The 25,152-nt window shown below is 66.7% G+C and carries 18 protein-coding genes; 6 read left to right on the top strand and 12 right to left on the bottom strand.

Features of this window, described 5'->3' with window-relative positions; genetic code table 11:
- Window position 1 precedes the first annotated feature (1 nt).
- Complete coding sequence (locus ACSQ8Y_RS16040) at window positions 2-3,214, top strand: efflux RND transporter permease subunit (protein ID WP_436267442.1); 3,213 nt, start codon at window positions 2-4, stop codon at window positions 3,212-3,214.
- Window positions 3,215-3,386: 172 nt separating this feature from the next.
- On the opposite strand, the gene ACSQ8Y_RS16035 is transcribed toward ACSQ8Y_RS16040, so the two are convergent.
- The 5 genes from ACSQ8Y_RS16035 to ACSQ8Y_RS16015 form a co-directional block, all read right to left on the bottom strand.
- Window positions 3,387-3,842, bottom strand: a complete 456-nt coding sequence (locus ACSQ8Y_RS16035; protein ID WP_436267441.1) for a hypothetical protein — start codon at window positions 3,840-3,842, stop codon at window positions 3,387-3,389.
- A 93-nt stretch (window positions 3,843-3,935) separates the two neighbouring features.
- On the bottom strand, window positions 3,936-4,868 hold the full coding sequence (locus ACSQ8Y_RS16030) for an NAD(P)H-hydrate dehydratase (protein ID WP_436267440.1): 933 nt from the start codon (window positions 4,866-4,868) through the stop codon (window positions 3,936-3,938).
- An 18-nt stretch (window positions 4,869-4,886) separates the two neighbouring features.
- Window positions 4,887-5,648, bottom strand: a complete 762-nt coding sequence (locus tag ACSQ8Y_RS16025) for a histidine phosphatase family protein (protein ID WP_436267439.1) — start codon at window positions 5,646-5,648, stop codon at window positions 4,887-4,889.
- Between the two features lie 92 nt (window positions 5,649-5,740).
- Window positions 5,741-7,090 (bottom strand): IS4 family transposase, encoded by a 1,350-nt coding sequence (locus tag ACSQ8Y_RS16020; protein ID WP_436269810.1) that lies wholly within the window; start codon window positions 7,088-7,090, stop codon window positions 5,741-5,743.
- A 136-nt stretch (window positions 7,091-7,226) separates the two neighbouring features.
- Window positions 7,227-8,627, bottom strand: coding sequence for an L-cystine transporter (locus ACSQ8Y_RS16015; protein WP_436267438.1), 1,401 nt, complete (start codon window positions 8,625-8,627; stop codon window positions 7,227-7,229).
- 137 nt (window positions 8,628-8,764) lie between these two features.
- Here ACSQ8Y_RS16015 and ACSQ8Y_RS16010 point away from each other — a divergent pair, with 137 nt between their 5' ends.
- A complete protein-coding gene (locus tag ACSQ8Y_RS16010) occupies window positions 8,765-10,354 on the top strand; it encodes a methyl-accepting chemotaxis protein (RefSeq protein WP_436267437.1) in 1,590 nt (529 codons plus the stop codon).
- Window positions 10,355-10,528: 174 nt separating this feature from the next.
- Here ACSQ8Y_RS16010 and ACSQ8Y_RS16005 read toward each other — a convergent pair whose 3' ends face one another.
- The 4 genes from ACSQ8Y_RS16005 to ACSQ8Y_RS15990 form a co-directional block, all read right to left on the bottom strand.
- Window positions 10,529-11,353 (bottom strand): hypothetical protein, encoded by an 825-nt coding sequence (locus ACSQ8Y_RS16005; RefSeq protein WP_436267436.1) that lies wholly within the window; start codon window positions 11,351-11,353, stop codon window positions 10,529-10,531.
- Window positions 11,354-11,559: 206 nt separating this feature from the next.
- Window positions 11,560-14,259, bottom strand: a complete 2,700-nt coding sequence (locus ACSQ8Y_RS16000) for a DUF4214 domain-containing protein (protein ID WP_436267435.1) — start codon at window positions 14,257-14,259, stop codon at window positions 11,560-11,562.
- A 78-nt stretch (window positions 14,260-14,337) separates the two neighbouring features.
- Window positions 14,338-17,034 (bottom strand): DUF4214 domain-containing protein, encoded by a 2,697-nt coding sequence (locus ACSQ8Y_RS15995; RefSeq protein ID WP_436267434.1) that lies wholly within the window; start codon window positions 17,032-17,034, stop codon window positions 14,338-14,340.
- 83 nt (window positions 17,035-17,117) lie between these two features.
- Entirely contained in the window at window positions 17,118-18,011 is an 894-nt protein-coding gene (locus ACSQ8Y_RS15990) for an RNA polymerase sigma-70 factor (protein WP_436269842.1), read from the bottom strand.
- A 237-nt stretch (window positions 18,012-18,248) separates the two neighbouring features.
- On the opposite strand from ACSQ8Y_RS15990, the gene ACSQ8Y_RS15985 reads away from it, so the two are divergent.
- Window positions 18,249-19,403, top strand: a complete 1,155-nt coding sequence (locus tag ACSQ8Y_RS15985) for a helix-turn-helix transcriptional regulator (RefSeq protein WP_436267433.1) — start codon at window positions 18,249-18,251, stop codon at window positions 19,401-19,403.
- Window positions 19,404-19,499: 96 nt separating this feature from the next.
- Window positions 19,500-19,943: a hypothetical protein gene (locus ACSQ8Y_RS15980; protein WP_436267432.1), complete on the top strand. Its 444-nt coding sequence runs from the start codon at window positions 19,500-19,502 to the stop codon at window positions 19,941-19,943.
- 12 nt (window positions 19,944-19,955) lie between these two features.
- On the opposite strand, the gene ypfJ is transcribed toward ACSQ8Y_RS15980, so the two are convergent.
- Both ypfJ and ACSQ8Y_RS15970 read right to left on the bottom strand, forming a co-directional pair.
- Window positions 19,956-20,840 carry a KPN_02809 family neutral zinc metallopeptidase gene (gene ypfJ / locus ACSQ8Y_RS15975; protein ID WP_436267431.1) on the bottom strand — a complete coding sequence of 295 codons (885 nt, stop codon included), beginning with the start codon at window positions 20,838-20,840 and terminating at the stop codon, window positions 19,956-19,958.
- Between the two features lie 57 nt (window positions 20,841-20,897).
- On the bottom strand, window positions 20,898-21,812 hold the full coding sequence (locus ACSQ8Y_RS15970) for a GGDEF domain-containing protein (protein WP_436267430.1): 915 nt from the start codon (window positions 21,810-21,812) through the stop codon (window positions 20,898-20,900).
- 147 nt (window positions 21,813-21,959) lie between these two features.
- On the opposite strand from ACSQ8Y_RS15970, the gene ACSQ8Y_RS15965 reads away from it, so the two are divergent.
- Window positions 21,960-22,514 carry a hypothetical protein gene (locus ACSQ8Y_RS15965; RefSeq protein WP_436267429.1) on the top strand — a complete coding sequence of 185 codons (555 nt, stop codon included), beginning with the start codon at window positions 21,960-21,962 and terminating at the stop codon, window positions 22,512-22,514.
- Here the strand turns inward: ACSQ8Y_RS15965 and ACSQ8Y_RS15960 are convergent.
- Window positions 22,511-22,813 carry a YciI-like protein gene (locus tag ACSQ8Y_RS15960; RefSeq protein WP_436267428.1) on the bottom strand — a complete coding sequence of 101 codons (303 nt, stop codon included), beginning with the start codon at window positions 22,811-22,813 and terminating at the stop codon, window positions 22,511-22,513. The genes ACSQ8Y_RS15965 and ACSQ8Y_RS15960 overlap by 4 nt on opposite strands.
- Before the next feature lie 235 nt (window positions 22,814-23,048).
- Here ACSQ8Y_RS15960 and ACSQ8Y_RS15955 point away from each other — a divergent pair, with 235 nt between their 5' ends.
- Entirely contained in the window at window positions 23,049-25,094 is a 2,046-nt protein-coding gene (locus tag ACSQ8Y_RS15955) for a PKD domain-containing protein (RefSeq protein WP_436267427.1), read from the top strand.
- Window positions 25,095-25,152 lie beyond the last annotated feature (58 nt).

Raw genomic sequence — 25,152 nt, 5'->3', positions numbered from 1 at the left:
CATGTTCTTATCCGATTTCAGTATCAAGCGGCCGATCGCCACCATCGTGGTGATCATCGCGCTGATGTGCCTGGGCCTGATGGCCCTGTCCAAGCTGCGCGTCAACCAGCGCCCGGACGTGGAGGTGCCGATGATCTTCGTCACCGTGCCGTACCCGGGCGCCTCGCCCGAGACGGTCGAGCGCGAAATCGTCAACCGCCTGGAAAAGTCGATGCAGAGCATCACCGGCGTGACCGAGGTGAGCAGCACCGCGTCCGAAGGCCAGGCCCGCATCCAGATGAAGTTTACCTTCAGCAAGAACCTGATCGAGGCGACCGACGAGATCCGCAACTCCATCGCCTCGGTGCGCTACAAGCTGCCGACCGAGATGCGCGAACCCATCGTGCAGCGCCTCGACATCTCGGCCGAGCCTATCATGCAGATGTCGCTGTCGTCGAAGACGCAGAGCCACGCGGCCATTTCGCGCATCGCAGAAGACCAGCTGGCCGACCGTTTCCGCGGCATCGACGGCGTGGCCAACGTCACGGTCAACGGTTCGCTGCGGCGCGAGCTGAGCGTGCTGCTGCGCGCCGAGAAGCTGCGCGAGTACAACGTGTCGGTGGGCGAGGTGGTCAACGCGCTGCGCATGCAGAACACCAACGCCCCGGTCGGCAAGGTGCGCGGCGCGCTCGACGAGAAGAGCATCCGCCTGGTCGGCCGCATCGAACGCCCCGAGGACTTCCAGGCCGTGGTGGTCAAGCGCCGCGGCGAGGAGATCATCCGCCTGGGCCAGCTGGCCACGATAGAGGACGGCTTCGCCGACATCAACAACGTCAGCATCCGCACCGGCAAGCCCAACGTCGGCATCTCCGTCACCCGCTCGCGCGACGCGTCCACCGTCTCGGTGGCCAACAAGATCCGCGAGATGGTCAAGGCCATCAACCTGGAACTGCCGGCCGGCACCGAGATGGAAGTGACGCAGGACGGCGGCGAGGAATCGGAAAACAACCTCGACAACGTGATCGAGTCCTTGGTGTTCGGCGCCGTGCTGACCATCTTCGTGGTGTACGCCTTCCTGAACTCCTGGCGCTCCACGCTCATCACCGCGCTGTCGCTGCCGACCTCGGTCATCGCCGCCTTCATCGCGGTGTGGCTGTGCGGCTTCACCTTGAACTTCATGACCCTGCTCGGCCTGTCGCTGGCGATCGGCGTGCTGATCGACGACGCCATCGTGGTGCGGGAAAACATCGTGCGCCATATGCAGATGGGGTCCGACCGCCGCAAGGCCGCGCTGGAAGGCACGGCCGAGATCGGCATGGCGGTGGCCGCCACCACCTTCTCCATCATGGCCGTGTTCATTCCGGTGGCCGTGATGCCGGGCGTGTCGGGCGAATGGTTCCGTCCCTTCGCGCTGACCGTCACCTGCTCGGTGCTGGTCTCGCTGTTCATCTCCTTCACGCTGGACCCGATGCTGTCGGCCTTCTGGGGCGATCCGCCTGACCACCACACCGCGCCGAAGAAGGGCATCAGCAAGGTGCTGGCCCGCTTCAACGACTGGTTCGACCACCAGGCCGACCGCTACGGCAATGTGATCGGCTGGGCGCTGCACCACCGCCGCTGGATGACCGCCATCGCGGTGCTGACCTTCGCCGGCGCGATCGGCCTGCACGCCAAGTTCGGCGGCACCAGCTTCCTGCCGCAGTCGGACTACGGCACCATCATGATCGATGTGCGCACGCCGTCCTCGAGCAGCCTGGAATACTCGCGCCTGAAAGTGGAACGGGCCGCCGAGATCTCGCGCACCCTGGCTGAAAAGCCGAAGACCAACAGCTATATCAACCTGAGCGGCGGCCGCATCTACGTCGACCTGGGCAAGAAGCATGAGCGCAAGCGTTCGGCCGCCGAAGCCGCCGCCGAGCTGCGCGAGAAGCTGGCCGGCCTGGTGGGCGCCGAATACGTGGTGCTCGACGACCTGAGCAACGGCAGCCGCAAGCCTATCCAGGTCGAATTCACCGGCCCCGACACGCGCAAGCTGATGGCCATCACCAGCGCCTATATGGACAAGCTGCGCCAGGTGCCGGGCGCCGTGGACGTCGGCCTGTCCGAACAGGACCCGAAGGACGAGCTGCAGATCGAACTGGACCGCGGCCTGGCCAACTCCATGGGCATTTCGGCGGGCGACGCGGCGCAAGCGCTGCGCGTGGCCTTCGCCGGCATCGAAGTGGGCGACTGGGTCGATCCGACCGGCGAATCGCGCGACGTGGCGGTGCGCTTGCACCCCGAGGACCGCACCGGCGCCGAGAACATCGAACGCCTGCCGATCGCCGTCACCGGCACCAGCCAGATGGTGCCGCTGGACCAGATCGCCCGCGTCACCATGGGCAAGGGCCCGGCCACCATCACGCACAAGGATGGCAAGCGCCTGATCGCCGTGTCCGCCAACGCGCAGGGCCGCTCCACCGGCGAAGTGACCGCCGACGCCATGAAGCTGGCCAAGGAAATCGATTTCCCGCCGGGCTATGGCCTGTCGCTGGGTGGCGCAGGCAAGGACCAGAAGGAACTGTTCACCGCGATGACGGTCGCGCTGCTGGCGGGCATCGGCCTGATGTATCTGATCCTGGTGATGCAGTTCGGCTCCTTCACCGCGCCGATCGCCGTGATGCTGTCGCTGCCGCTGTCGCTGATCGGCGTGGTGCTGGCGCTGCTGCTGACCAAGGGCACCTTGAACCTGATGAGCTTCATCGGCATCATCATGCTGATGGGCCTGGTGGCCAAGAACGCCATCCTGCTGCTGGACGCGGCGCGCAAGCGCGAGGAAGAGGGCTACGGCCGGGAAGACGCGCTGATGCACGCCGGCCGCATGCGTTTGCGTCCCATCCTGATGACCACGTTCGCGCTGATCGCAGGCATGTTGCCGGTGGCGCTGGGCTTGGGCGAGGGCGGCGAGTTCTACCGTCCGCTGGCGGTCGCCATCATCGGCGGCACCATCACCTCGACCATCCTGACCCTGCTGGTGGTGCCGACCTTCTACGACAGCATCGAGATCGCCCGCGACCGCGCCATGGCCAAGTTCGGCCGCCGCGCGGCACGCTGGCCGGCCATCGTGGCTTTCTTCATGACGCTGGTCGAAGCGCTGCTGACGCTGGTGTTCGTGCGCATGGTCTACCGCATGCTGAAGTGGGTGGTGCTGAAGCTGACGGGGCGTGGCGGCTCCGGCTTGAAACCGGTCGCCTGAACTCGTGATGCAGGGCCTTCGGGTCCTGGTGCGCAGGCCCGGCACGTAGCAGACCCGTTTGCATGGCCTGCCCCGTTTGCAAGCGCCGGGCGCGGTGGGCCATACCGGTACTGAGCGGTTTTTTCAGGACGCGGCGAAGCAGGCTGTCCCACAAGGGCAGCCTGCTTTTTTATTATTTCCCGTTACGTGGCGGCGTGGTGGTGGAGTTGTTACCGCTGGTGCCGCTGGTGCCCGAGCCGGACGTGCCCGAAGTCCCGGACGTACCCGAGGTCCCGGACGTGCCCGAGGTTCCGGATGTGCCTGAAGTGCCTGATGTGCCCGAGCCGGAGCTTCCCGAAGTCCCGGAAGTGCCCGATGTGCCGCTGCTGGGTGGCGTGGTCGGCGTCGCGTTCTGGTCTGTCGGCGTGGTCGACGGCGTTGTGGTGTCGGGCGTCGTGCTTGGCGTCGTGCTTGGGGTGGTGATGCCCGGCGTGGTGCTGGGCGTCACGGTCGACGGCGTGGTCGCCGGCGCGGCGGTGCTGTCCGTGGTGCCGGTGGAATCGGCGCTGCGGTTCTTGCAGCCTGCCAGCGTGGCCGTGGCCAGGACGGCGCTCAGCAGCAGCGCGGTGGTGGTGCTCAATGTTTTCATGGTGCTTCCTTTCATGGTAAGTGAAATAGAGTGGTCACCCAGAGTTCAACCCGTAAATTGGACTTGTGCCGACGTTTTAGGTTCCGCAAAAATTCAGGCGGGCGCCAGCGTGCGTAGCAGGGCCGGGACTTCGGCCGAAATCTCGCGCGCCAGGTAGCCCAGCACCCCATAGCGCAGCGCCAGCTGCTCGCCGGCCGCCGCGTGCAGCGCCACGCCCCAGGCGGCGGCCTGCTCGAGCACCGCGCCGCGTGCCGCCAGTCCGGCGATGATGCCGGCCAGCGCGTCGCCCGAGCCGGAGATGGCCAGGCCGATATTGCCGCCCTGGTGCTCCCACAGTTCGCCGTCGGGCGCGGCGACCACGGTGAGCGGCCCCTTGAGCGCCAGCACCGCGTTCCAGCGCCGCGCGTGCCGCTGCGCCGTGCCGTGCAGGTCGCCCATCACCGCTTGCCGGTCCATGCCGCACAGATGTGCCAGTTCGCCCGCGTGCGGCGTCAACAGCACGGCTTCCTCGAAACGGAAATGCTCGCAGTCCACCGGGTCGGCCAGCAGCGGCTGTTCGGCGGGCGGGCGCAGCAGTTCCATCGCGGCCGCGTCCAGTATCACCTTGCGGCCCGCGAAGCGCGGCAGCAGGGCGCGCACCAGCTCGGCGCTGGCGGCCTCGTCCTGCATGCCCGGGCCGACCAGCAACGCGTCCACCTTGTGCGCCAGCTCGCCCAGCCTGCGCGCCGCCTCGATGGAAAAGCCGCCCGCCGCCGTTTCGGCCAGCGCCATCACGCGCGCCTCGGGCAGCGCCATGGCCAGGTGCGGCGCCACGCTGGCTGCCGTCGCCACGGTCAGCTTGCCGGCGCCGGCGCGCAAGGCCGCCGTCGCCGCCAGCAGGGCCGCGCCCGGCATCTCGCGCGAGCCCGCGACGATCAGCACGTGGCCGCGCACTTCCTTGTCGCCGTCGAAATGGGGCATGGGCAGCGGCCACTCGCGCAGCGTCCGCATGCTGATGTCGATGGCGTAGGTTTTACTGTTGGCCATGGCGCTCCCGGGCAGCAATCAGGACTTCGGGGCGGCCGGCATGTCCGGCCTGGCGGTGATGGGCGTACCGGTCTGCTCCAGCGGCGCGACGAAGTTGGCGCTCTGCAGCACCAGCTTGCCGTGCTTGCCCGCCGCCGCGTCGAACACGTAGGAGGTGACGCCGCAGTTGGGCACGTCGGCCGCGCGGTCGACCGCCAGGATTGCGGTTTCGTCCATGCGCTCCAGCAGGTAGCGGAAGCAGTTGACGATGACCTGGTGGCCGACGATGAGCACGCGCTCGCCCCGGTATTCGCGGGTGATGGTGTCGATCACGCTGCGCAGGCGCAGGATCACGTCGCACCAGCTCTCGCCGCCGGGCGGACGGAAATAGAATTTGCCGACATGCTTGCGCTGCTCGGCCAGTTCAGGGAATTTGTCGGCGATGCCCAGCGGCGTGAGCCGGTCCAGGATGCCGAACTCCTTCTCGCGCAGGCGCTCGTCGGCCACCACGGTCAGCCCCTCGCTGCCCAGCTGTCCGATGACGGCGTGGGCCGTGTCGCGGGCGCGCACATAGGGCGAGTGCAGCACCACTTCGGGCTGCTGTCCGGCCGGCAGGGCGGCGAACCAGGCGGCCAGCGCGCCGGCCTGGCGCCGGCCCAGTTCGGACAGCGGGACGTCGACGTCGCGGTGCGCGATGTCGATCAGGAATTGCGACGCGGCCTCGGCGGCCTCGCGCGCCACATTGCCCGCGCTCTGCCCATGCCGTACGAGCCAGATCTGTTGAGGCCACTTTTGTTCCATGCCGACCGCTCCGCCGATACTGATGAAGTGCGGTCCATGCTAGTCGAATTTGCAAAAGGATGGCGCAGGCGTGCCTGGCTAGCCCCACCTCGTTATACACAACTTGCCAGCATCCCCATTTCGCGTAATGTCTTGATCGTATGAGCCGAGGCCCGAACATCGCAAATGCCTTCCCAAATGGTCTTGGCCCCCGGTTCACCGTCGCCTTTTCTCGCCAGGAATCCCCCGGCGCGAGCAATCATACGTACGACTTCGTTCAGTGTTGGTGCCGTCGGCGGTCGCTTCTTGTTGAGCAAATAGGCCGCCTGTATTTCATCGGGATCGAAGAACAGGCTGGCGTCAAGGTCGGGGCATGTGCGGCCCATACGCATCAGATAAGCGATCCGCCACGCCACCACCAAGTACAGCGCGAGCGCGCGCTCGATGCGCTCGATCCTGCCCAACTGCAGTTGCTCAACCTTGCAGCCGGCCTTGAATACGTTGAACAGCATCTCGATCTCCCAGCGAGCCCGGTACCAGTCAATCAGTTCAGCCACCTCGGCCGCCGTGGTGGCCACTCTGTTCGTCAACAGGCGCCATTCGATGGCTTTCGTGCCAGCCAGCGCGCCGTACTCACGCGCCACAATGCAGGTCGCTTGCACCGTTTTACCCTTACCCGCCTTCAGTTCGACACGGCGCGCCCACAGGTGCTGGCGCACGATTCGCGCTTTGTTGCCTGGCCGGGCTGCGAGCATGAATTCGATCTCGCCCAGCGCCGCCCCTTCCGTAGTGTGGGGCCACAGCTTCTCGCTGTTGGGCAAGCAGCGGTTGTGCGTCGCGCGCACCAGCCAGTCGAGCGGCATGCCCAGTTGCTGGGCGCGCGCCATCAACGGCATCATGTCCGCTTCGCGGTCGGCCACATACACCAGGCGCGTCGATGCCAAACGCGGCGCCAGTTCGGCCAGCCGCTCGTAACCCTCGATCCAGCGCAGGCTCTCTTTCGGCCCGCCGCGCTTGCCATCTTCCTTCTTTGGTTCGCGCGCCCACATCCATACGTCCAAAATCCCCAGCGGTTCGCGCGCCGTCGTTACCGCGTAGGTCGGGTGCAGGTACATGCCGCGCTGCGCCTCGTAGCTCAGTGGGCCAAGGCCTTTGGCCTGCTGGCCATTGAAGTCCAATTCCGTCGTGTCCTGCAGGCACAGCACTACCGATTCTGCCGCCATCCGCTGCTCGGTCTGCTGCCAGTGGGGTTCCAGCACCGCTTGCCATTCCACGCTGTCGTTGTCGAAGAAGCGATATGCTGCCATCGTTTCGCCCCATCCGTTGCACGCCTTCGGCACGCTTGCCGTCGGGGCCGCAGCCATACTTTCCATCAGTGTCCTCGCTCGCCGGTTCAGGCGCGCATCGCCCAGATCGAGTTGCCCAAATTCCGCTTCCGTCCAGCTTGTCGATCCGTTTGCCAATTGCGCCACGCAAAAGACGAGAGTAAACGCGATTTCGCGGCAGTTTACAAGCCCGGCGCTAACTCACTGAATGTAAACGGAAATTCCAGCGGCCAACGTCATGGGGCCGACTTGTGTATAACGAGGTGGGCTAGCCCTACGCCGCCTTGCTGTCGGCTTCCTCGCCCAGGTCGGCGTCGCCGTTGAACACGGCCATATCGGTCTCGCCCAGCGCGCGGCTGGCGACAGCGCCGGCCGCGATGGAACCGCTGACGTTGAGCGCGGTGCGGCCCATGTCGATCAGCGGTTCGATCGAGATCAGCAGGCCGGCCAGCGCCACCGGCAGGTTCATCGACGACAGCACGATCAGCGCGGCGAAGGTGGCGCCGCCGCCCACGCCGGCCACGCCCACCGAGCCGACCGCGATGATGGCCAGCAGCGGCGCGATGAAGCCCAGCGTGTAGGGATCGATGCCGACGGTGGGGGCGATCATCACCGCCAGCATGGCCGGGTAGATGCCGGCGCAGCCGTTCTGGCCTATGGTGGCGCCGAAGGAGGCGGCGAAGTTGGCGATGCCCTCGGACGTGCCGAGGCGGCGCGTCTGCGTCTGCACGCTCATCGGTATCGCGCCGGCGCTGGAGCGCGAGGTGAAGGCGAAGGCCAGCACCGGGAAGATCTTGCGCGCGTAGCGCAGCGGATTGAGGCCAGCGGCCGAGACCAGCGCCAGGTGCACGCAGAACATCAGGATCAGCGCGCTGTAGGAGGCCAGCACGAAGCTGATCAGGTGCAGGATGTCGGCGTAGCTGGAGGTGGCCGCCAGCGTGGCCATCAGCGCGAACACGCCGTACGGGGTCAGGCGCAGCACCAGGGTCACCATGCGCATCACGATGGCGTGCGCGACCTGGATGAAGTGTTCGAAGGAGGCGAACAGGTCCGGCTTTTTGTCGTGGATGCCGATGGCGGACACGGCGATGAAGATGGAAAACACCACCACCGCGATGGTGGAGGTCTTGCGCCCGCCCGTCATGTCGAGGAAGGGATTGGCGGGGATGAAGCTGATCAGCATATTGGGCAGCGAGATGGCTTGCGCATCGCCCAGTTTGCCCTGCAGATAGGCGCCGCGCGCCGCCTCGGCCGCGTTGGCCGCCAGGCCCACCGCGCTCAGGTCGAACAGCCTGGCCATCAGGATGCCGATGCCGGCCGCCACGATGGTGGTGGCGATCAGTGTGCCTATGGTCAGGGCGCTGATCTTGCCGAGCGAGGACGCGTTCTTCAGCTTGAGGATGGCCGCGATGATGGATACCATGATCAGCGGCATGATGATCATTTGCAACAGCTTGACGTAGCCGGTGCCGACGATGTCGAGGTACTCGCCGGTGGTCTTGACGACCGGATCGGCCGCCCCGTAGAGCGCCTGCAGCCCCGCGCCCAGCAGCACGCCCAGGCCCAGGCCGGTGAATACGCGCACGGTGAAGCTGGCGTGCCGGCTTTGCTGGCGGACCATGAAAGCGAGCAGGGCGATTGCTGCTGCCAGGTTGATAGCTACATTAATTGCCATGGTGTGTGAACGAGGTTGTTATTATTGGGAAAGCGGCGCCGGGCCATTTTAATGGCAAACCCGGCGCGCCGCACGGCACGGCAGGGCTGCCGCACGGAATATTTCAGCATTTCCATATTTGTTTTCAGGAGGCGACTATGGCTGCAGCGAATATGAAGGTGGGCACCCGGCTGGCGCTGGGCTTCGGGATGGTGCTGGCGCTGCTGGTGCTGGTGGCCGCGCTGGGCGTGTTCAGCATGGGCCGCATCAACGAGCGGCTGGACCGTATCGTGCACGGCAACGTCGCCAAGCTGGCGCTGGTGCAGGACATGTCGGAGGCGGTGCACGTGGTCGCGCGCGTGACGCGCACGGCGGTGCTGCTCACGGACGAGGCGGCCATCCGGGCCGAACTGGCGCTGATGAAAGCGGCGCGCGAGCGCTATGCCGCCGCGTCCGCCGAACTCGACAAGATGCCCAGCATAGCCGAAGCCAAGGCCATCCGCAGCCGCGTCGACGAGGCGGGCGCCGTGGCGCGGCGCCTGAACGACCAGGTGGCGCAGCTGGCGCTGGCCCACAAGGACGACGAGGCGACCGCGGTGCTGGTGCAGCAGGCCGGTCCCGCGACGCAGCGCTGGCAGGACGCGATGGACGAAGACGTGGCGCTGCAAAAGCGCCGCAACCATGAGGACGCGGACGAGGCGGCGCGCGCCTACGCGGCGGCGCGCGGGCTGATGCTGGGCTTGAGCGCGGTGGCGGTGTTGGTGGGCGTGGCAGCGGCGCTGATCATCGCGCGCAAGCTGCTGCGCCAGCTGGGCGGCGAGCCCGACTACGCCGCCATGGTGGCGGGACGCATCGCGGCGGGCGATTTGACGGTCGAGGTCGAGACCGATGCCGCGCACCAGGGCAGCATGATGCACGCGATGAAGCTGATGCGCGACAGCCTGGTGCAGATCGTGACGCAGGTGCGCAGCAGCACCGACACCATCGCCGTGGCCACCGGCCAGATCGCCAGCGGCAACCAGGACTTGTCCGAGCGCACCGAGCGCCAAGCCAGCGCGCTCGAAGAGACGGCCTCGTCGATGGAGGAATTGACCAGCGCGGTGCGCGAGAACAGCGGCAACGCGCGCGAGGCCAACCAGCTGGCGACGGCGGCGTCCGACGTGGCGGTGCGGGGCGGCGACGTGGTGGGGCAGGTGGTGCACACCATGGACTCGATCCACGACTCGTCGAAGAAGATCGTCGACATCATCGGCGTCATCGACGGCATCGCCTTCCAGACCAATATCCTGGCCCTGAATGCGGCGGTGGAAGCTGCGCGCGCGGGCGAGCAGGGGCGGGGCTTTGCGGTGGTCGCCAGCGAAGTACGGACCCTGGCGCAGCGTTCCGCCTCGGCCGCCAAGGAGATCAAGGAGCTGATCGGCGACTCGGTCGGCAAGGTCGCCGCCGGCAGCAAGCTGGTGCAGCAAGCGGGCAGTACGATGGATGAAGTGGTGGCCAGCGTGCGCAGCGTCACCGGCATCATGGCCACGATTGCGGCGGCCGGCGCCGAGCAGAGTGCCGGCATCGAGCAGATCAATACGGCGGTGGTCGAGATGGACAACGTCACGCAGCAAAACGCCGCGCTGGTCGAGCAAGCGGCCGCTGCCGCTTCCGCCCTGCAGGAGCAGGCCGCCACGCTGAGCCGCATCGTCAGCGTGTTCCGCGTGGCCCCAGGCGCCCCCCACCCCGGCCAACTCCGGATGCATTAAGCCCTGGGGTCAGGCCTGCATTCGTGCGTTTTCGCGCATGGTATGCCCCCGACTGCGCCAACGCTGCACGATTGCAGGCCTGACCCCAGCCGAAAAAACAAGGCAGATGCCAGGTTCCTGATAGATGAACATGCCTGAAAATGCACGAATGCAGGCCTGACCCCAGGGGTGGGGTCAGGCCTGCATACGTGCAGTGTTGGCGGGGACGGGGAGCTTGTTGTACTTGAGCCAGCGGGCCATGGCTTCGTCGCGGACCGGGCCGGGCGGGGTTTCTTGTACGCTGAGCTGGGTCTGCAGCAGCCAGCGGTAGAGCGCGTCGTCGGCGTCGAAGGCGGCCGCCGGGGCGGTGATCGTCAGGCAGGACAGCGCCCGCCGCGTCCACAGGCTGAGCAACAGATAGTGGCTGGGCTCGTCCTTGCCGGGGAAGGTGCCGCGGTATTCGGCGGCGAGGCCTTGCGTGTGCCCGCCCCAATTCTCGCCTTCCAGCTTGTAGGGGCGCTTGACCTGCTTCAGCCAGGGCATCTCCTCGGCTACTTTGCGCACACGCAGCTCGCTCCAGTCTTGCACTGTCAGGCTGCTGTTGGGTACGCCTATCGCGCTGAACTGGCTGCCATGGTCCAGATCGAACAGATGGTAGACGTGGCCTTCGCTGCTGGCGCGCCAGGCTTCGGGCGCATTCAGGACGATGCCGATGCCCGGACTGGCGAAGCGTTGCAGTACCAGCGCGCTGAAGTCGGGCGCCTCGGCTTCGATGACGCAGACGCAACCGCAACTCTCCAGCGCCTCCCGGTAGCGCAGCGCGCTGGCGTAGTCGACCTGCTTCTTGATGATGGCGCGCGGCGCCGTCAGCAGGGCGCGCATCTGTTCGCCGCTGCGCCTGAACAGCGCCGCCAGCCGCTGCGTCACCTGCTCGGGCGTGTGGCCGGGCTGCGGACCTTGCGCTATGACGCGGTAGCTGGAGGGCAGCCTGGCGGCCGTCAGTTCGGAAGAGTTTGGCATGCAATATCAGCGATGTAACAGAATTGCTGTAAGGATATGACAAACGGGGGGCGGCAAAATGCGCGCTTTGTCACCAGCCGCAAAATAATTCTTGCAATTGTTACGAACGCGCAGCGCAACCCGCCTGTGCACCGCTGTTTATTTCAGCGCGACTGGCAAGTCCGGATACGCGTCGGCATAGGCGCAGCGCATGCCATTGACCGGACTTAGCCGTACGGCGTGTACTCGAAGCCGTTGCCGATCAGTTTGAGCGCGGCCAGCTGGTTCTCGGCGCTTTCGCTGAAGTCGGTCAGCATATTGGCGCGCGAGGTGCCTTGCGCGAGGCTGTCGCCCCAGAAGGCCACGCCGGCCTGGTCCGGTGCGCGGTGCAGCACATTGCTGTACATGCTGGTGATGTAGGCCGCGTCGCTCTGGCCGCTGCCGTACAGTTTCTGAAATTCGGCGCTGCCGATGAAGGCGCCGGCCACGTCCTTGAGGGGCGCGCCGGCATCCATCTGCGCCATCCAGTAGCCCAGGCCGGACTTGTCCGGCGCCCGGTTGAAGGCGGCCTGGTACAGGCGGTAGACCTGGCCGCCGCTGCCGTCGATGTCGAGCGCGACGCTGGTGTTGGAGAACAGCAGCCGCTCCACATTGGACAGCATGTCGCCCAGCGCACCGCCGCTGTACTGGCTGACCTTGGTTTCACTGTTGATGTGGATCACCGTGTAGTTCGAACTGCTGTTGGCGTAGACCACGGTGTCGATGCCGTCGGCGCCGTTCAGGCGGCGCCCGTTGCCCAGACCTACCATGGTGTCGTTGCCGCTGCCGCCCACAGCGACGGCCGCCACCGTGGTGAAACTGTAGTTGCTGCTGCCGGCGTATTTATTGCCGGCCAAGTCGATCAGGCTGCCGTTCGCGAGTTCCAGCGTGTATTCGGTGTTCGGACGTAGCGGCGCGGCGGGGTTGATAGTCAGCGTGTTTCCGGACACGGTGGCGGTGCCGCCGCTGTAGCTGTTGAAGGTTTCCACCGCGGCGCCGCTGCTGTCAAGCAGGCGGATCAGGCCGTCGCCGCGCCGCACTGCCTCATCGAAGCCGAGCACGATGTTGGCGCTCAGGCTGGCGCCGGTGCCGCCCTTGGCGGGCGAGAACGCCGTCACGGCCGGCCCGGTGGTGTCGCCGCTCAGGTCGGTCGCGTGCAGCGTATAACTGCCGGTGAGCGGCGTGCTGCTGTACCGATAGGGGGCGACGTTGAGGTAGTAGTCGCCGCTCTTGCTGGCGGTGGCGCTGTAGTAGCCGGCTTTCATGCCGCTCATGGTTGCCAGGGGCTGGAAGCTGCCACTGGCGTCGTACAGCGCCAGCGTGCCAGCGTAGCTGTCCACTTCCAGCGTGCCGCCGCCGCCGACGGCGCCGGCCAGCTGGAACATGTATTTGCCGCCGGCGATCAGGCTGACCTTGATCCAGTCCTGGTCGCCGGCGAAGTCCAGCGCGCCGCTGGCTTTGCCGCCCATCGCCAGCACGCCGGAGGTGCCGCTACCGGCCATATAGTCGTCATTGGCCGGGATATAGGCTTTCAAAGTGTAAGCGGTGGCGCGGTAGGTGTTGTTCTCGCCGACCGTCAAGAGCACGTCGCCGTCCTGGTTGGGGGTGAAGACGCGGTAGGCCGCCTTCCCGGCCACGGAATAGGTATACCAGTCCAGGGCGGAGATGTTCGTCTTGCCGCCCAGGGTCAGGTTGTTGGCGCTCGCGGCGTCCCCCGCCAGTTCGACTATATAGGTGGTGCCGGCTTTCATCGCCAGCTTGAAAGCGTCGGTATCGCTGGCCAGTTCCAGCTTGCCGCTGGCGGCGACGCCGGCCTTGAGCGCGGTCGCGGTGGCGCTGCTGCTGCCGTGGTCGTCGCGGGCGCCGAGGCGCGCCGCGACGGCATAGCTGGCGATGCCGGAGCCGGTGTCGCTCGCTTCCAGGTAATAGGTGCCGGCCTGGGACGCGGTGACCGCCAGCAGCGGCACGCCGCTGAGGGGATCGGTGGTGACCGTGGCTGCCATTTCCTTGCCACTGCCGTCGAACAATTTCAGCTTGCTGTAGTAGCTGGAACCGCCGGTCAGCGTGAACCAGTAGTTGCTGCCGGCCTGCAGGTCGACGGCGAACCAGTCGCGGTCGTTGATGGTGTTGAACTTGGCGCCGGTGCTGGCGCCCACGGTCAGCTTGCCGGCGCCAGAGGTGTTGGCGCTGTAGTCGTCCGCAGCCGCCGTGACCGTCATGGTGTACGGCTGCACGCCGGTGCTGGAAGAGTAGTAAGGGCTGATGGCGGCATAGGCGGTGCCGCTGGTCCACGCGGTGAACGAGTAGCTGCCGCTGCCGCTACCGGTGGCGCCGGCCGTGGTGCCGGACGGGCCACTGATGGACAGCGGGTTGCCGCCGGCGGCCGGGCTGGCGCTGACCGTGTAGGTGACGCCGGCCTGCACGTCGAAGCCGAATTTGTCGACGTCCGATCCCCCTTCGAGCGCGCTGCTCACGCTCTGGCCCAGCGCGATCGCCTGGGCGGCCGCGTCGGTGTCGCCGACGCTGTCGATGACCGAACTCGACTTCAAGGTGTAAGCCAGTTCGTCGCTGGCGCCGTACTGCTTGCCGGCCTGTACATAGTAGTCGCCGCTGACGGCAGGCTTGTAATACAGTACGGCGCCGCCGCTCAGTTCCGAGCCGCCGGCGACGTAGCTGCCGTCGGCGCGCAGCAATCTCAGCGTCGTCACCGTGTAGGTGCCCGACGTGGACGGCGCCGCCAGGTTGTAGGTGTACAGCGAGCCGGCCGTCAGCGTGACCTTGAACCAGTCGCTGTCGCCAACGGTTTCGAACACCCCGCTGGTCTGGCCGTCGGCGGGCAGCGCGCCGGCGGTGGTGGAATTTGCTGGGTAGTCGTCGGTCAGGGCCATGGCTGCGGAGAGAGTGAAGGGTAACGTTGAATTATAGCAACGTTGCCTCCGGTTAAATCTCTCCCAATGTCACCGAATTCAGCCGAAGGGCGTGTATTCGAAGCCGTTGCCGATCACCTGGATGGCGGCAGCCTGGTTCTCCGCGCTCTCGCTGAAGCTGGCCAGGGCGTCGGCGCGGCCGAGGCCGCCGCTCAGGCTGCCGAGCCAGAAATCGAGCCCGGCCTGGTCCGGCGCGCGATGCAGCACGTTGGTGTACAGGCTGCGCACGAAACTGTCGTCGCCCGGTGCGCTGCCGAACAGGGTTTTGAACTCGGCACTGCCGATGAAGCCGTCGGCCACCTGGGCCAGCGTGATTCCGCTGTCGAGCTGGGCGATCCAGTAGCCCAGGCCGGCCTTGTCCGGGGTGCGGTTCAGCGCGGCCTGGTACATGCGGTAGGCCTGGCCGGCCGCGCCGTCCAGGTCGAGCGCGACGGCGCTGTCGCGGAACAGCAGGCGCTCGACACCGGTCAGCACGTCGCCGCCGTTGCCGTTGGGGCTGCTTGCCAGGTTGGTCACTTTCGATTCGTTGCTGACGTGGACCACGCGGTAGTTGTACAGGGAGCCGGCGTACACCGCCGTGTCGACGCCGGCGCCGCCCTCCAGGCGCAGCGCGGTGCCCAGGCCGGTCAGGTAGTCGTTGCCGGCGCCGCCCTGCGGCACGCTCGCGGCGGTGGAAAAACTGTAGCCGGTGCTGGCGACGTGGTTGTTGCCCGCCAGGTCGGTGATGGCGCCCGCGCCCAGTTGCAGCGTGTACGTGGTGCCGGCGCGCAGCGGCGCCTCCGGGTCGATGAGCAGCGTGCTGCCGCTCAGCTGCAGGTGGTTGTCGTAGGAGCCGTAATAGGTCTCCACCGCGGCGCCGGTGCTGTCGAGCAGGGTGATGGCGCTCTGGCCCAGCATGATGCGCTCGTCGAAGTTGAGCACGATCTTGCCGGTCAGGCTGGCGTTCGCGGCGCCGCTGGCCGGGCTGTAGGACAGCACGGCCGGACCGGTCTTGTCGCTCGTCAGCACATAGCTTTGCAGCGTGTAGGCGCCGGTGCGCGCCGTGTTCTCCTGCTGCGGCGGCGTGACCGCCAGATAATAGTCGCCCGCGACGTCGGCGGTCAGCGAGTAATAGCCGGGGCCGGCGCCGTACAGCGTGTTCAGATAGGCGTAGGAGCCGGCGGCGCTGCGCGCCTCGAGCGCCGTGCCCGCCAGGCCTTGCAGCTGGAACACGATTTTATCGTTGGCGTTCAGGCTCAGCTTGACCCAGTCGACATCGCCGGCGTAGTCGGTCTTGCCGCTGAAGGCGCCGCCGGGCTGCAGCACGGCGGCGGTGGCGCTGCTGGCGGCGTAGTCGTCGGCGGCCGGCAGGCTGGCCTTCAGCGTGTAGGCGCTGGCGCGGTCGTCGGCGTAGCGGTCCACCGTCAGGTAGAAGTCGCCCGTGTAGCCGGCGGTGAAGGTCTTGTAGACCGAGGCCGTGGCCGAGCTGTAGGCGAGGGTCTGCACGTAGCCGCCGTTGGCATCCTGGGCGTCGAGCGTGTAGCCGGCGGCGTCGGCTGCGCTTTGCGCCGTCAGTTCCAGTACATAGCTGGTGCCGGCCTTGACGGCCAGCTTGAAGACGTCCTTGTCGGCCGGGATTTCCAGTTTGCCGCTGAACGCCGTGCCCAGCGCCAGGGTGCCGGCGGCGGCGACGGTGTTGCCGCGGTCGTCCGGCGTGCCCAGTTGGGCCTTCAGCGTGTAGCCGCCGCTGCCGGAAGACTGGTCCGCCACTTCCACGTAATAGGTGCCGCTGGCGCTGGCCACGCAGGGCATCAGCACCGAGCCGAGATAGCCGAGCGATCCGCTCAGCGTGGTCAGCGCCTGGCCCGCGCCGTCGAGCAGCTTGAGCTGGGTGCCGCCGATGTAATCGTTGGCTGCGCCGCCGCTCAGGGTGAACCAATAGGTCTTGCCGGCTTGCAGCGATACCGCGTACCAGTCGCGGTCGTAGGGTAGTTCGAGCTTGCCGGCGGTGCTGGTGCCGATCGCCAGCGCGCCGGCGCTGTCGACGGTGGCGCCATGGTCGTCGGCGGCGGCGCTGGCGAGCAGGGTGTAGCTACCCAGCGCCGTGCCCCAGGCGCTGCCGGCGCTGATGTAATAGTCGCCCGCGCTGCCGGTGGTGAAGGAAACCTGGTTAAAGTTGCTGCGCGAGCCGGACTGCACCGCGCCGTCGGGGCCGCTGACCGCAATGCCGCCATACCAGGAACTGCCGTTGTCCGAGGCCCAGGTGGTGCTGACGGTGTAGGTGGTGCCGGCCTGCAGCGCGAGCTTGAACTGGTCCACGTCCTGCGGTCCCTCGAAGGCGCCGCTCACGCTTTCGTCGAGCGCGATGGCGCGCGCGGCCGCCTGCGTGTCGCCGGTGTCGTCGGGCGTGCCGCTGCTGGCGGTGATCGTGTAGGGCACGTTTTGCAGGAAGGCGCTGTAGTTGCTGGCGGCGAGGAAATAGTCGGCGCTGGCGGACGGACGGAAGGTGCCGGTGACACCTGTCGTCGTGCTGGTCGAGCTGAAGGACTGGTAGTTGCCGGATGCGTCGACCATGGCCAGCTGCAAAGCGCTGCGGCTGCCGCCGTCGTCCAGGCCGAAGGTGTAGAAGCGTCCCGCCGTGAGGCTGACGCGGAACCAGTCGCTGTCGAACTGTGCTTCGAAGGCGGCGCTGGCCTGGCCGCCCGGCTGCAGGCTGGCGGTGGTGGATGTGTTGGCGCTGTAGTCGTCGGTCGGCATGAAATACGGAATCAGTTGTTAAATGAGCATGGCCGCGCAGTGTAGCAGAGAATATGGCGGCCGGGCCCGGCTGGCGCAAGTTCTTACGCCGGCAAGGTCTGCGGCACGCCGGCCAGCTTGTCCGGATTGCGCACCGCGTAGATGCCGGTGATGCGGCTGCCGTCGGTGCGGATGGCCTGGGCCGATTCGAGCTTGCCGTTGACGTAGCGCAGGAAGCCCGGCTCGCCGTTCACGGTGGCGCCGCGGTAGGCCACCTGGCCGGGGAATTTGGCCAGCATGCCCCAGTACAGTTCGGCGATGCGTTCGACCCCGTGCACGATTTCCAGGAACGAAGGCACCTTGCCGCCGCCGTCGCCCACCAGCTCGATATTTTCCGCCAGCAGCGCCTGGATGGCGTCCGGCTGGCCGCTGCGGGCGGCCTCGAGGAATTTGGCCAGCAGGCTGCGGTGGGCGTCGCGGCCGACCTGCTGGCGCGGCTGCTCCTGCTGCACGCGCTGCTGGGCCCGGTGCACCATCTGGCGGCAGGCCGCCTCGCTTTTGCCGAGCAGGGCGGCCACCTCGCTGTAGTCGTGGTCGAACACCTGGCGCAGCAGGAAGGCGGCGCGTTCCTCCGGGGCCAGCCGCTCGAGCACCCACATGAAGGCCACCGACAGCTCGCCGGCCAGCTCGGCCTGGGCCTCGGGCGTGCGCTCGTCCAGTTCGACCAGCGGCTCCGGCAGCCACCAGCCGACATAGGCTTCGCGCTCGGCCTTGGCGGCACGCAGGCGGTCGATCGCCAGCCGGGTGACGATGGTCACCAGCCAGGCCTCGGCCGACTGCAGGCTGGACTGCTCGCCGCGGTCCCAGCGCAGCCACGCGTCCTGCACCACGTCCTCGGCGTCGGCGCGGATGCCGAGCATGCGGTAGGCAATGCCGAACAGGCGCGGGCGCAGCGCGGCAAAGGTATGGGCGGACGGGGGCGTGGTGTCGGCGGTCATGGCGGTGTGGGGCATGCGCGCGGCATGCCTGCTGTGTTATCGATGGCAACAGTATGCACGGCTTCGCGAGCTGGTGCGAGCGCTGGCGCAGCCGCCGGTGCCACATATACGGTTCGCGGTGCGCCGGCCCGCCCGCCATCATCAAAAGAAATACGCTTGGATGCTTTTAAGGTGGATGTTTGCCGCAGCGCGGCCTAAGCTATAAGTTGCTGAGTGACTGGCGGCAAGGAGGTGCTTATGCTGGAGAAGCAGTTGGCTTTGCAGTACGAGTTGATCGGCCGCCTGTACGACGCGGCCCTGCATGAAGACCGTTGGCCCGGGTTGTGCGACGATATCGCCGCCGCCTTCGGCGCCAGCAGCGCGGCGGTGATGGTCCAGCCCGCCGCCAGCGAAGCCCGCTTCCTGGACCGCAGCGCGAATCTCGACGACGTAGCGCTGACCGCCTACGAGGAGCAAGACTGGCAGTGCGGCTTAGGGGCCCAGAAGGCCCGGCAGCTCGAACTGTCCCAGGTATTCGCCAGCGCCGACATCCCCGGCGACACGGCCCTGGATCCCACCGGATTTTATGCCGCCACCAGCGAACAGGCCGGGGCGTGCTACGTGGTGGGCGCCGTATTCGCGGTGTCGCCTACCGAACTGGGCGTGCTGGGCATCCACCGCGCCGGCGCGCTGGGCAACTACGCCGAGGAGGACAAGGCCTGTGTGCGGGCTTTCCTGCCGCACCTGGAGCGGGCGCTGCAGCTGCGCAGCCGCCTGGCGCACCAGGGGTTGGCCGAGCACTGCAGCGTGACGGCGCTGGACGCGCTGGCCACCGCCGTGTTCCTGCTCGACGCCGACCTGACGGTGCTGTACGCGAACGCCAGCGCGGCAGCGCTGTTCGGCGCCGAGGCGCCGCTGTGCCTGCGCGGCGCGCAACTGGTGCAGACCGCTTCGCACGGCGCGCGCACCTTGGCGCGCATGGTGCGCGGGGCCATGCGCGGCCGCGCGCCCGGCGTGCCGGCGGAGGCGCCGCCCCCGCAATCGCTGAGTTTGCCGCGCCACGGCCGCCTGCCGCTGACCCTGACCGTGGCGCCGTTTGCGCTGCCCGACGGCACGCTGGGCCATAAGCCCTGCGCCATCGTCATGGCGCGCGACCCCGGAGCGGTGACCGCCTCGGCCGAAGTGCTGCGCCAGCTGTTCGACCTGACGCCGGCGGAAGCGTCGGTGAGCCGGGCGCTGGCGGCCGGCGACTCGCTGGAGGAGATCGCCGCCGCCAGCGGCGTCAGCGTGAACACCGTCAAGACCCATCTGCACCGGGTCTACGGCAAGACGGGGACCGGGCGGCAAGGCGAGCTGGTCGCGTTGATACATGGTTCCACCGCGACGCTGTGCATGCCTCATCCGATTGGATGACGCGCGGAAAATAATGAATGCTTACACTGATTTCGACCGGCCGCAGCAAGGCCGGCGCCGCTTTTTCAATCTGGCTATCTAGGGATGGTGCATATCATGAAAAAAATACTATTGGTGGCGCTGCTGGGCGCTTGCGCAGGCGCGACGCTGCCGCTGGCCGGCGCGCAGACGACGCAGCAAGGCGATACCGTGACGATACCGGCGCCCGCGCCGCTGCAGATTGCCGCGCCCGGTCCGGGGCGGTATATGGATCCGGCCGAATTCGGCCGCTACAAGGGCGGCTATTCCTTGTCGAACGGGCAGACGCTGACGCTGAGCCGCTCCGGCACCAGGATGTTTGCGGAAGTCGATGCCGAGGGCGCGCACCAGATCATCGTCACCGGCAAGGACACTTTCGTGGCGCTGGACCGCAAACTGCAGGTGCGCCTGGAGTTCGACGGCGACGGCGACGTCGGCGGCGAACTGCTGATGGTGGTGCCGGGCAAAAGCATCGCAGGCCAGCCGGCGCCGGATCGGCTGATGCGGGTGGCCCTGCGTTAGGGCTTGGGGCCGCTACAACTGCTGCGTCTCGAAGGTGTTGCAGCGGCCGGTGTCGCCGCTTTCAATGCCGCGCTTGAACCAGCGCACGCGCTGCTCGGAACTGCCGTGCGTAAACGAGTCCGGCACCACGTGGCCCTGGGACTGGCGCTGCAGGGCGTCGTCGCCGATGGCGGTGGCGGCGCTGAGCGCCGTTTCGATGTCGCCCTGTTCCAGGATGCTGCGCGCGCGGTTGGCGTGGAAGGCCCAGACGCCGGCGAAACAGTCGGCCTGCAGTTCCAGCCGCACCGACAGCGCGTTGCCCTGGCGCTCGGAGGCGCGGCGGCGCTGCTGGTCTACCTTGTCGGAAATGCCGCTCAGGTGCTGCACATGGTGGCCCACCTCGTGCGCGATCACATAGGCCTGGGCGAATTCGCCGTTGACGTGGAAGCGTTGCTCCATGGTGCGGTAGAAGCTCAGGTCGATATAGACTTTCTGGTCGCCGGGACAATAGAACGGCCCCACGGCAGACTGGCCGGTGCCGCAGGCGGTCGGCGTGCTGCCGCTGAACAGCACCAGCTTGGGTTTGACGTAGCTGGCGCCTTGCGCGCGGAAGATGGCGGACCACACGTCTTCGGTGTCGGCCAGCACGGTGGAGACGAACTTGCCCTGGCGGTCGGCAGGATGGGCCTGCGGCTGTCCCTGCTGCTGCTGTTGCACCGGCACGGGGCCGCCGCCACCGCTGAGCAGGTTCAGCATGGTGAGCGGGTTGACGCCGAACACATAGGAGCCGATCAGGGCCAGCACCACGGTGCCGATGCCGATCGAGCGGCCGCCGAAGCCGAAGCCGCCCCCGCCGCCGCCGCCATCGCCGCGCCTGTCCTCGACGTTGTCACTTTCCCGGTTGCCTTCCCATTTCATGTCGCTCTCCCGTGTTGCGCCTTCGTATGCGCCAGTCTTGATGGAGTCATGGAGTCACTATACGCTCAGTATCCGGTTACGGCCGCCGCGCTTGGCACGGTACAGCGCCTCGTCGGCGCGCTTGAGGACTTCCTCCGCATTGGCGTCGCCGGGCAAAAATTCGCTCAGGCCGCCGCTGATGGTGGCGCCGCCGTCCAGCGCGCCCAGCCGCAGCAGCGCCTCGGCGATGCGCAGGCGCAGCCGTTCGGCGATCGGTTCGGCCTGCGTGCGGCCGGTGTGCGGCATCAGCACCACGAACTCGTCGCCGCCCAGGCGGGCCGGGAAGTCGGTCGCGCGCAGCTCGTCGCGGCAGACGTCGGCCGCCGCGCGGATGGCCTTGTCGCCGAATGGGTGGCCGTACTGGTCGTTGATGTTTTTAAAATGGTCGATGTCGAAGATCAGCAGCGCGGTCGGCGTGCCATAGCGCTTGAACACGCTGTGCTGCTCGCCCAGTGTCGCCATCAGCTTGCGCCGGTTGAACAGGCCCGACAGCTCGTCGCTCTCGCTTTGCAGCCGCAGCTGCTGTTCCAGTTGATGCCGACCAGTGATATTGCTGGCGACCCACAGCACGGCGTCCTCGCCATCGACCTGGAAATCGAGCGCCTGGATACGGCCCTCGAACCAGATCGCCTGCAACGGTCCCTCGTTCTCCATGCCTTTGACGTCGCTGCCGGTCAGCCCGTATTCGACCACGTGCAGGCTGCGCGTGGCCAGCGCCTTGTGGATCTCGCCGAGGAACCACTCGGCCTTGGCTGGCACCAGCACCTCGGTCAAGGTCTTGCCGATCAAGTAGCTGCTCTCGTGGTAATAGCGGATGTCGGCGCCGCCGAAAATGGCCGAGTACAGTCCGCTGCGAGTCAGCAGGAAAGCGGGGTCGGGCAGCGCTTTCAGCAGAGCGGCTATCTGGTCGGCCGTAAATAAAGTGGGCGGCATGGTGTTCCGTGGTCAGGTCAGTATGGTGCGGCGCCGCAAAGGTAACAGATCGGCGTTGAAAAGCCAAACCGGCATGGCCGGCAGGCAAGGTGGCGCCGAGGCCGGTTCCGCAAGCATAAAATGCCAGTTCCCTGACTGGAGGTCGCCATGACGACGCTGAAACGCCTGCTGTACGCGGTCTTGCTTTTTTGCAGTTTCAGCGCGCATGCCGGCACGGCGGGCGACCAGGTTTCCCTCCGCTATTATTATCCCGACCTGGCGACGCCCACCGCAAGCTTCGCCGCGCAACTGGTCGACAGCGACGGCGCCTTGTTCAGCAATGTCGCCGGAGTATTCGATTTGACGGTCACCGACACGCAGATCATCATCAATCATTTCAATACCAGCGCCTATTGGTTGCCGGGTTCATACAATGGCTTCGTGGTGAGCAATCTGGATCACGCCTTCCATCCCCTTGCCGCGCTGGGGCGCCAGACCAATATGGCGGGTTTTTCGCTGGCGAACGTTGCCATTTCCGGCAACGCCGCGTATGTGAACTGGCAGGGCCTGTCGTTTGATGAAAGCACACAGCTGGTGCTGTACATCAGCGCCATACCGGAACCGGCCAGCTACGCCATGCTGCTGGCCGGGGCCTGTATTTTGCTGGCTAATTTGCTGGCTAACTTGCTGGCCGCCGCGCGCCGCGAGGGCCGGGTGTTCTAGCCCGGGTAGACCGGCTGGTCGGCCATGGCGCCGGCCACCGTCAGCCATGGGCGCACGCGCCACTTGCTCACCAGTCCGGCAGCCACGTAGGGATCGGCCGCGACGAAATCCTCCACCACCTTGGCCGAAGCGGCCTTGAACCACAGCAGGGCGCCGTCGACCGGCTCGGCCAGCACGCCGCCCACTTGCAGCTCGCCGCGCGCGTGCGAATCCCAGGCCAATTTCAAATGCGCATCGCGGAATTCGGCGCGCCGTTCCATATAGTCGGCCGTGTAATCGTAGATCAGTACGTAGTGCATGTTTCCTCGCTCAGTCTGTTTTTAATGACTCCCAGAACATCATAGCACCTTGTCAATTCTCGTGATTTGGCGACAACAGCGTGACCTTTTTGGTCTATATTGAAAGGGAACTCATGAGTGCACACTCGCGCGAAAATTTCACAATTTCTCGATATTTATTGCCTTGCGGATACTTTTCCTTGGTATATTAGCCGCCTGAAGTCGTTCAATTGCAGCATTACCGAGGGAGCTCACCATGCCGAAGGCTGTTACGAAAAAGATTGTCGCCACCGCTCTGGCGGCCCTGGCACTGGGCACGCTGGCGCTGCCGGAAAGCGCCCTGGCGCAAACCGCCGCCAAGCGTTCGAACCAGGCCCATCCGGCCAAGCCGCCGATGCCGCTGCTGAACCTGCCCGCCAAAAGCAATGGCGAGAAAGCCATCGCCAACCTGGGCGCCAACCTGCCCGCCGTCGCCGCCCACTACGGCAAGACTGCCGACGCCTTGCGCGCCCAGTTGCGCAGCGACCGTTCGGCCTGGATCGACAAGAACGGTAAACTGTTCTTCATCGAGCAGGGCCTGACAGCGTCGCCGTCCGATGTGGCCCAGAGCGGCGCGGTGTACCCGGCCGACCAGACCTTTCTGCTCCACTCCCGCAAAAGCTCCAAGCGCAAGATCTACCTCGACTTCAACGGACACACCACCACCGGCACCGCCTGGAACACCAGCTACGGCATCACCAGCATCGTCAGCCCCGCCTTCGACCTCGACGGATTGCCCGGCACCTTCAGCGCCACCGAACTGACGGTGATCCAGAATATCTGGCGCCGGGTGGCCGAGGACTACGCGGCGTTCGACGTCGACGTCACCACCGAGGAGCCGCCGGTCGACCAGATGACGCGCACCTCGTCGCTGGACGACACCTACGGCACCCGCGCGGTGATCACCAAGAACTTCACCGCCGGCACGGTCCAGGGCGACTGCGGCTGCGGCGGCTTCGCCTATGTGGGCGTGTTCGACGCGACCAGCGAGGCCAACAAGCCCGCCTTCATCTTCCAGGACAAGCTGGGCAACGGCGAGAAAGCGATCGCCGAAGCGACATCGCACGAAGTGGGCCACAACCTCGGCCTGTCGCACGACGGCACCAGCACGGTCGGCTACTACGCCGGCCACGGCAGCGGCGCGACCGGCTGGGCGCCTATCATGGGCGTGGGCTACAACAAGGAACTGGTCCAGTTCAGCAAGGGCGAATACCTCAACGCGAACAACACCGAAGACGACTACCTGGTCATGCAAAACAACGGTGTGACGTTCGCCGCCGATGACTTCGGCAACACCATCGCCACTGCCGCCACCTTGTCGCCGACCGCCGTCAGCGGCATGAACACCTACGACATCCTGGGCGTGATCGAAACGCCGTCCGACGTCGACATGTTCAGCTTCAATTCGGGCGCCGGCACGGTGACCATCAACGCCAAGCCCTTCCAGCTCAGCCCCAACCTCGACATCCTGATCCAGCTGCGCGACGCGGCGGGCAACCTGGTGGCCGAAGCCAACCCGGCCGACGCGCTGAACGGCAGCATCGCCGTCAACCTGGCCGCCGCCGGCACCTACTTCCTCAGTATCGAGGGCTCGGGACTGGGCGATCCGCTGGGCACCGGCTACAGCGCCTACGGCAGCATCGGCCGCTACTCGGTGTCGCTGTCGGCGCCGCTGACGGTGGGCGGCGCGCCGGTCGCCGTCATCAGCGCCAGCCCGACTTCCGGCCCCGCGCCGCTGAACGTGTCCTTCTCCGGTGCGGCCTCGAGCGACGCCGCCGGCATTGTCAGCTACGAGTGGAATTTCGGCGACGGCACCCCGCTGGCGGCCGGCATGACGGCCAGCCATGTGTACAACGTGGGCGGCAGCTACACCGCGTCGCTGAAGGTCACCAACAGCGCCGGCTTCAGCGGCAGCAGCACGGTCGCCATCAGCGCGACCACGGTGCAGCCGAAGATCTACGCCAGCGCCATCGCGATGTCGCTGGTGTCGCCGAACCGCATGCAGGGCTATGCGCAGGCTAAAGTCACCGTCAAGGACGCGGCCGGCAATGTGATTCCGAACGCGACCGTGGCCGGCAGCTGGAGCGGCCTGGTGAGTGGCGCGAAAACCGGGCTGACGAACGCCAGCGGCGTGGCCACCATCGATTCGGCTGCGAGCAAGAAAACCGGCACCTTCAAGTTCACCATCACCGGCATCACCGCGGCCGGCTATACCTACGATGCGGGCCTGAATGTCATGAGCAGCAACTCGATCTCGCGCTGAGCTTGACGCGCGGGGCTGCGCCGGAGACGGCGCCGCGCCGCGAGATCACACCGGGGCA

The sequence above is a fragment of the Pseudoduganella sp. LjRoot289 genome (assembly GCF_964252925.1).
Classification (GTDB): Bacteria; Pseudomonadota; Gammaproteobacteria; order Burkholderiales; family Burkholderiaceae_D; genus Rugamonas.
This window is presented reverse-complemented; position numbering and strand designations above follow the sequence as displayed.

Excerpts from the sequence above, each read along its gene's own strand:
- ACSQ8Y_RS15960 (WP_436267428.1), bottom strand. The coding sequence starts at position 22,813 with ATGCACTACGTACTGATCTACGATTACACGGCCGACTATATGGAACGG.
- ACSQ8Y_RS15995 (WP_436267434.1), bottom strand. The coding sequence starts at position 17,034 with ATGCCGACCGACGACTACAGCGCCAACACATCCACCACCGCCAGCCTG.
- ACSQ8Y_RS15985 (WP_436267433.1), top strand. The coding sequence starts at position 18,249 with ATGCTGGAGAAGCAGTTGGCTTTGCAGTACGAGTTGATCGGCCGCCTG.
- ACSQ8Y_RS16040 (WP_436267442.1), top strand. The coding sequence starts at position 2 with ATGTTCTTATCCGATTTCAGTATCAAGCGGCCGATCGCCACCATCGTG.
- ACSQ8Y_RS16025 (WP_436267439.1), bottom strand. The coding sequence starts at position 5,648 with ATGGAACAAAAGTGGCCTCAACAGATCTGGCTCGTACGGCATGGGCAG.
- ACSQ8Y_RS15970 (WP_436267430.1), bottom strand. The coding sequence starts at position 21,812 with ATGCCGCCCACTTTATTTACGGCCGACCAGATAGCCGCTCTGCTGAAA.
- ACSQ8Y_RS16000 (WP_436267435.1), bottom strand. The coding sequence starts at position 14,259 with ATGGCCCTGACCGACGACTACCCAGCAAATTCCACCACCGCCGGCGCG.
- ACSQ8Y_RS16005 (WP_436267436.1), bottom strand. The coding sequence starts at position 11,353 with ATGCCAAACTCTTCCGAACTGACGGCCGCCAGGCTGCCCTCCAGCTAC.
- ACSQ8Y_RS16010 (WP_436267437.1), top strand. The coding sequence starts at position 8,765 with ATGGCTGCAGCGAATATGAAGGTGGGCACCCGGCTGGCGCTGGGCTTC.
- ACSQ8Y_RS16035 (WP_436267441.1), bottom strand. The coding sequence starts at position 3,842 with ATGAAAACATTGAGCACCACCACCGCGCTGCTGCTGAGCGCCGTCCTG.
- ACSQ8Y_RS15965 (WP_436267429.1), top strand. The coding sequence starts at position 21,960 with ATGACGACGCTGAAACGCCTGCTGTACGCGGTCTTGCTTTTTTGCAGT.
- ACSQ8Y_RS15990 (WP_436269842.1), bottom strand. The coding sequence starts at position 18,011 with ATGACCGCCGACACCACGCCCCCGTCCGCCCATACCTTTGCCGCGCTG.
- ypfJ (WP_436267431.1), bottom strand. The coding sequence starts at position 20,840 with ATGAAATGGGAAGGCAACCGGGAAAGTGACAACGTCGAGGACAGGCGC.
- ACSQ8Y_RS16015 (WP_436267438.1), bottom strand. The coding sequence starts at position 8,627 with ATGGCAATTAATGTAGCTATCAACCTGGCAGCAGCAATCGCCCTGCTC.
- ACSQ8Y_RS15980 (WP_436267432.1), top strand. The coding sequence starts at position 19,500 with ATGAAAAAAATACTATTGGTGGCGCTGCTGGGCGCTTGCGCAGGCGCG.
- ACSQ8Y_RS15955 (WP_436267427.1), top strand. The coding sequence starts at position 23,049 with ATGCCGAAGGCTGTTACGAAAAAGATTGTCGCCACCGCTCTGGCGGCC.
- ACSQ8Y_RS16030 (WP_436267440.1), bottom strand. The coding sequence starts at position 4,868 with ATGGCCAACAGTAAAACCTACGCCATCGACATCAGCATGCGGACGCTG.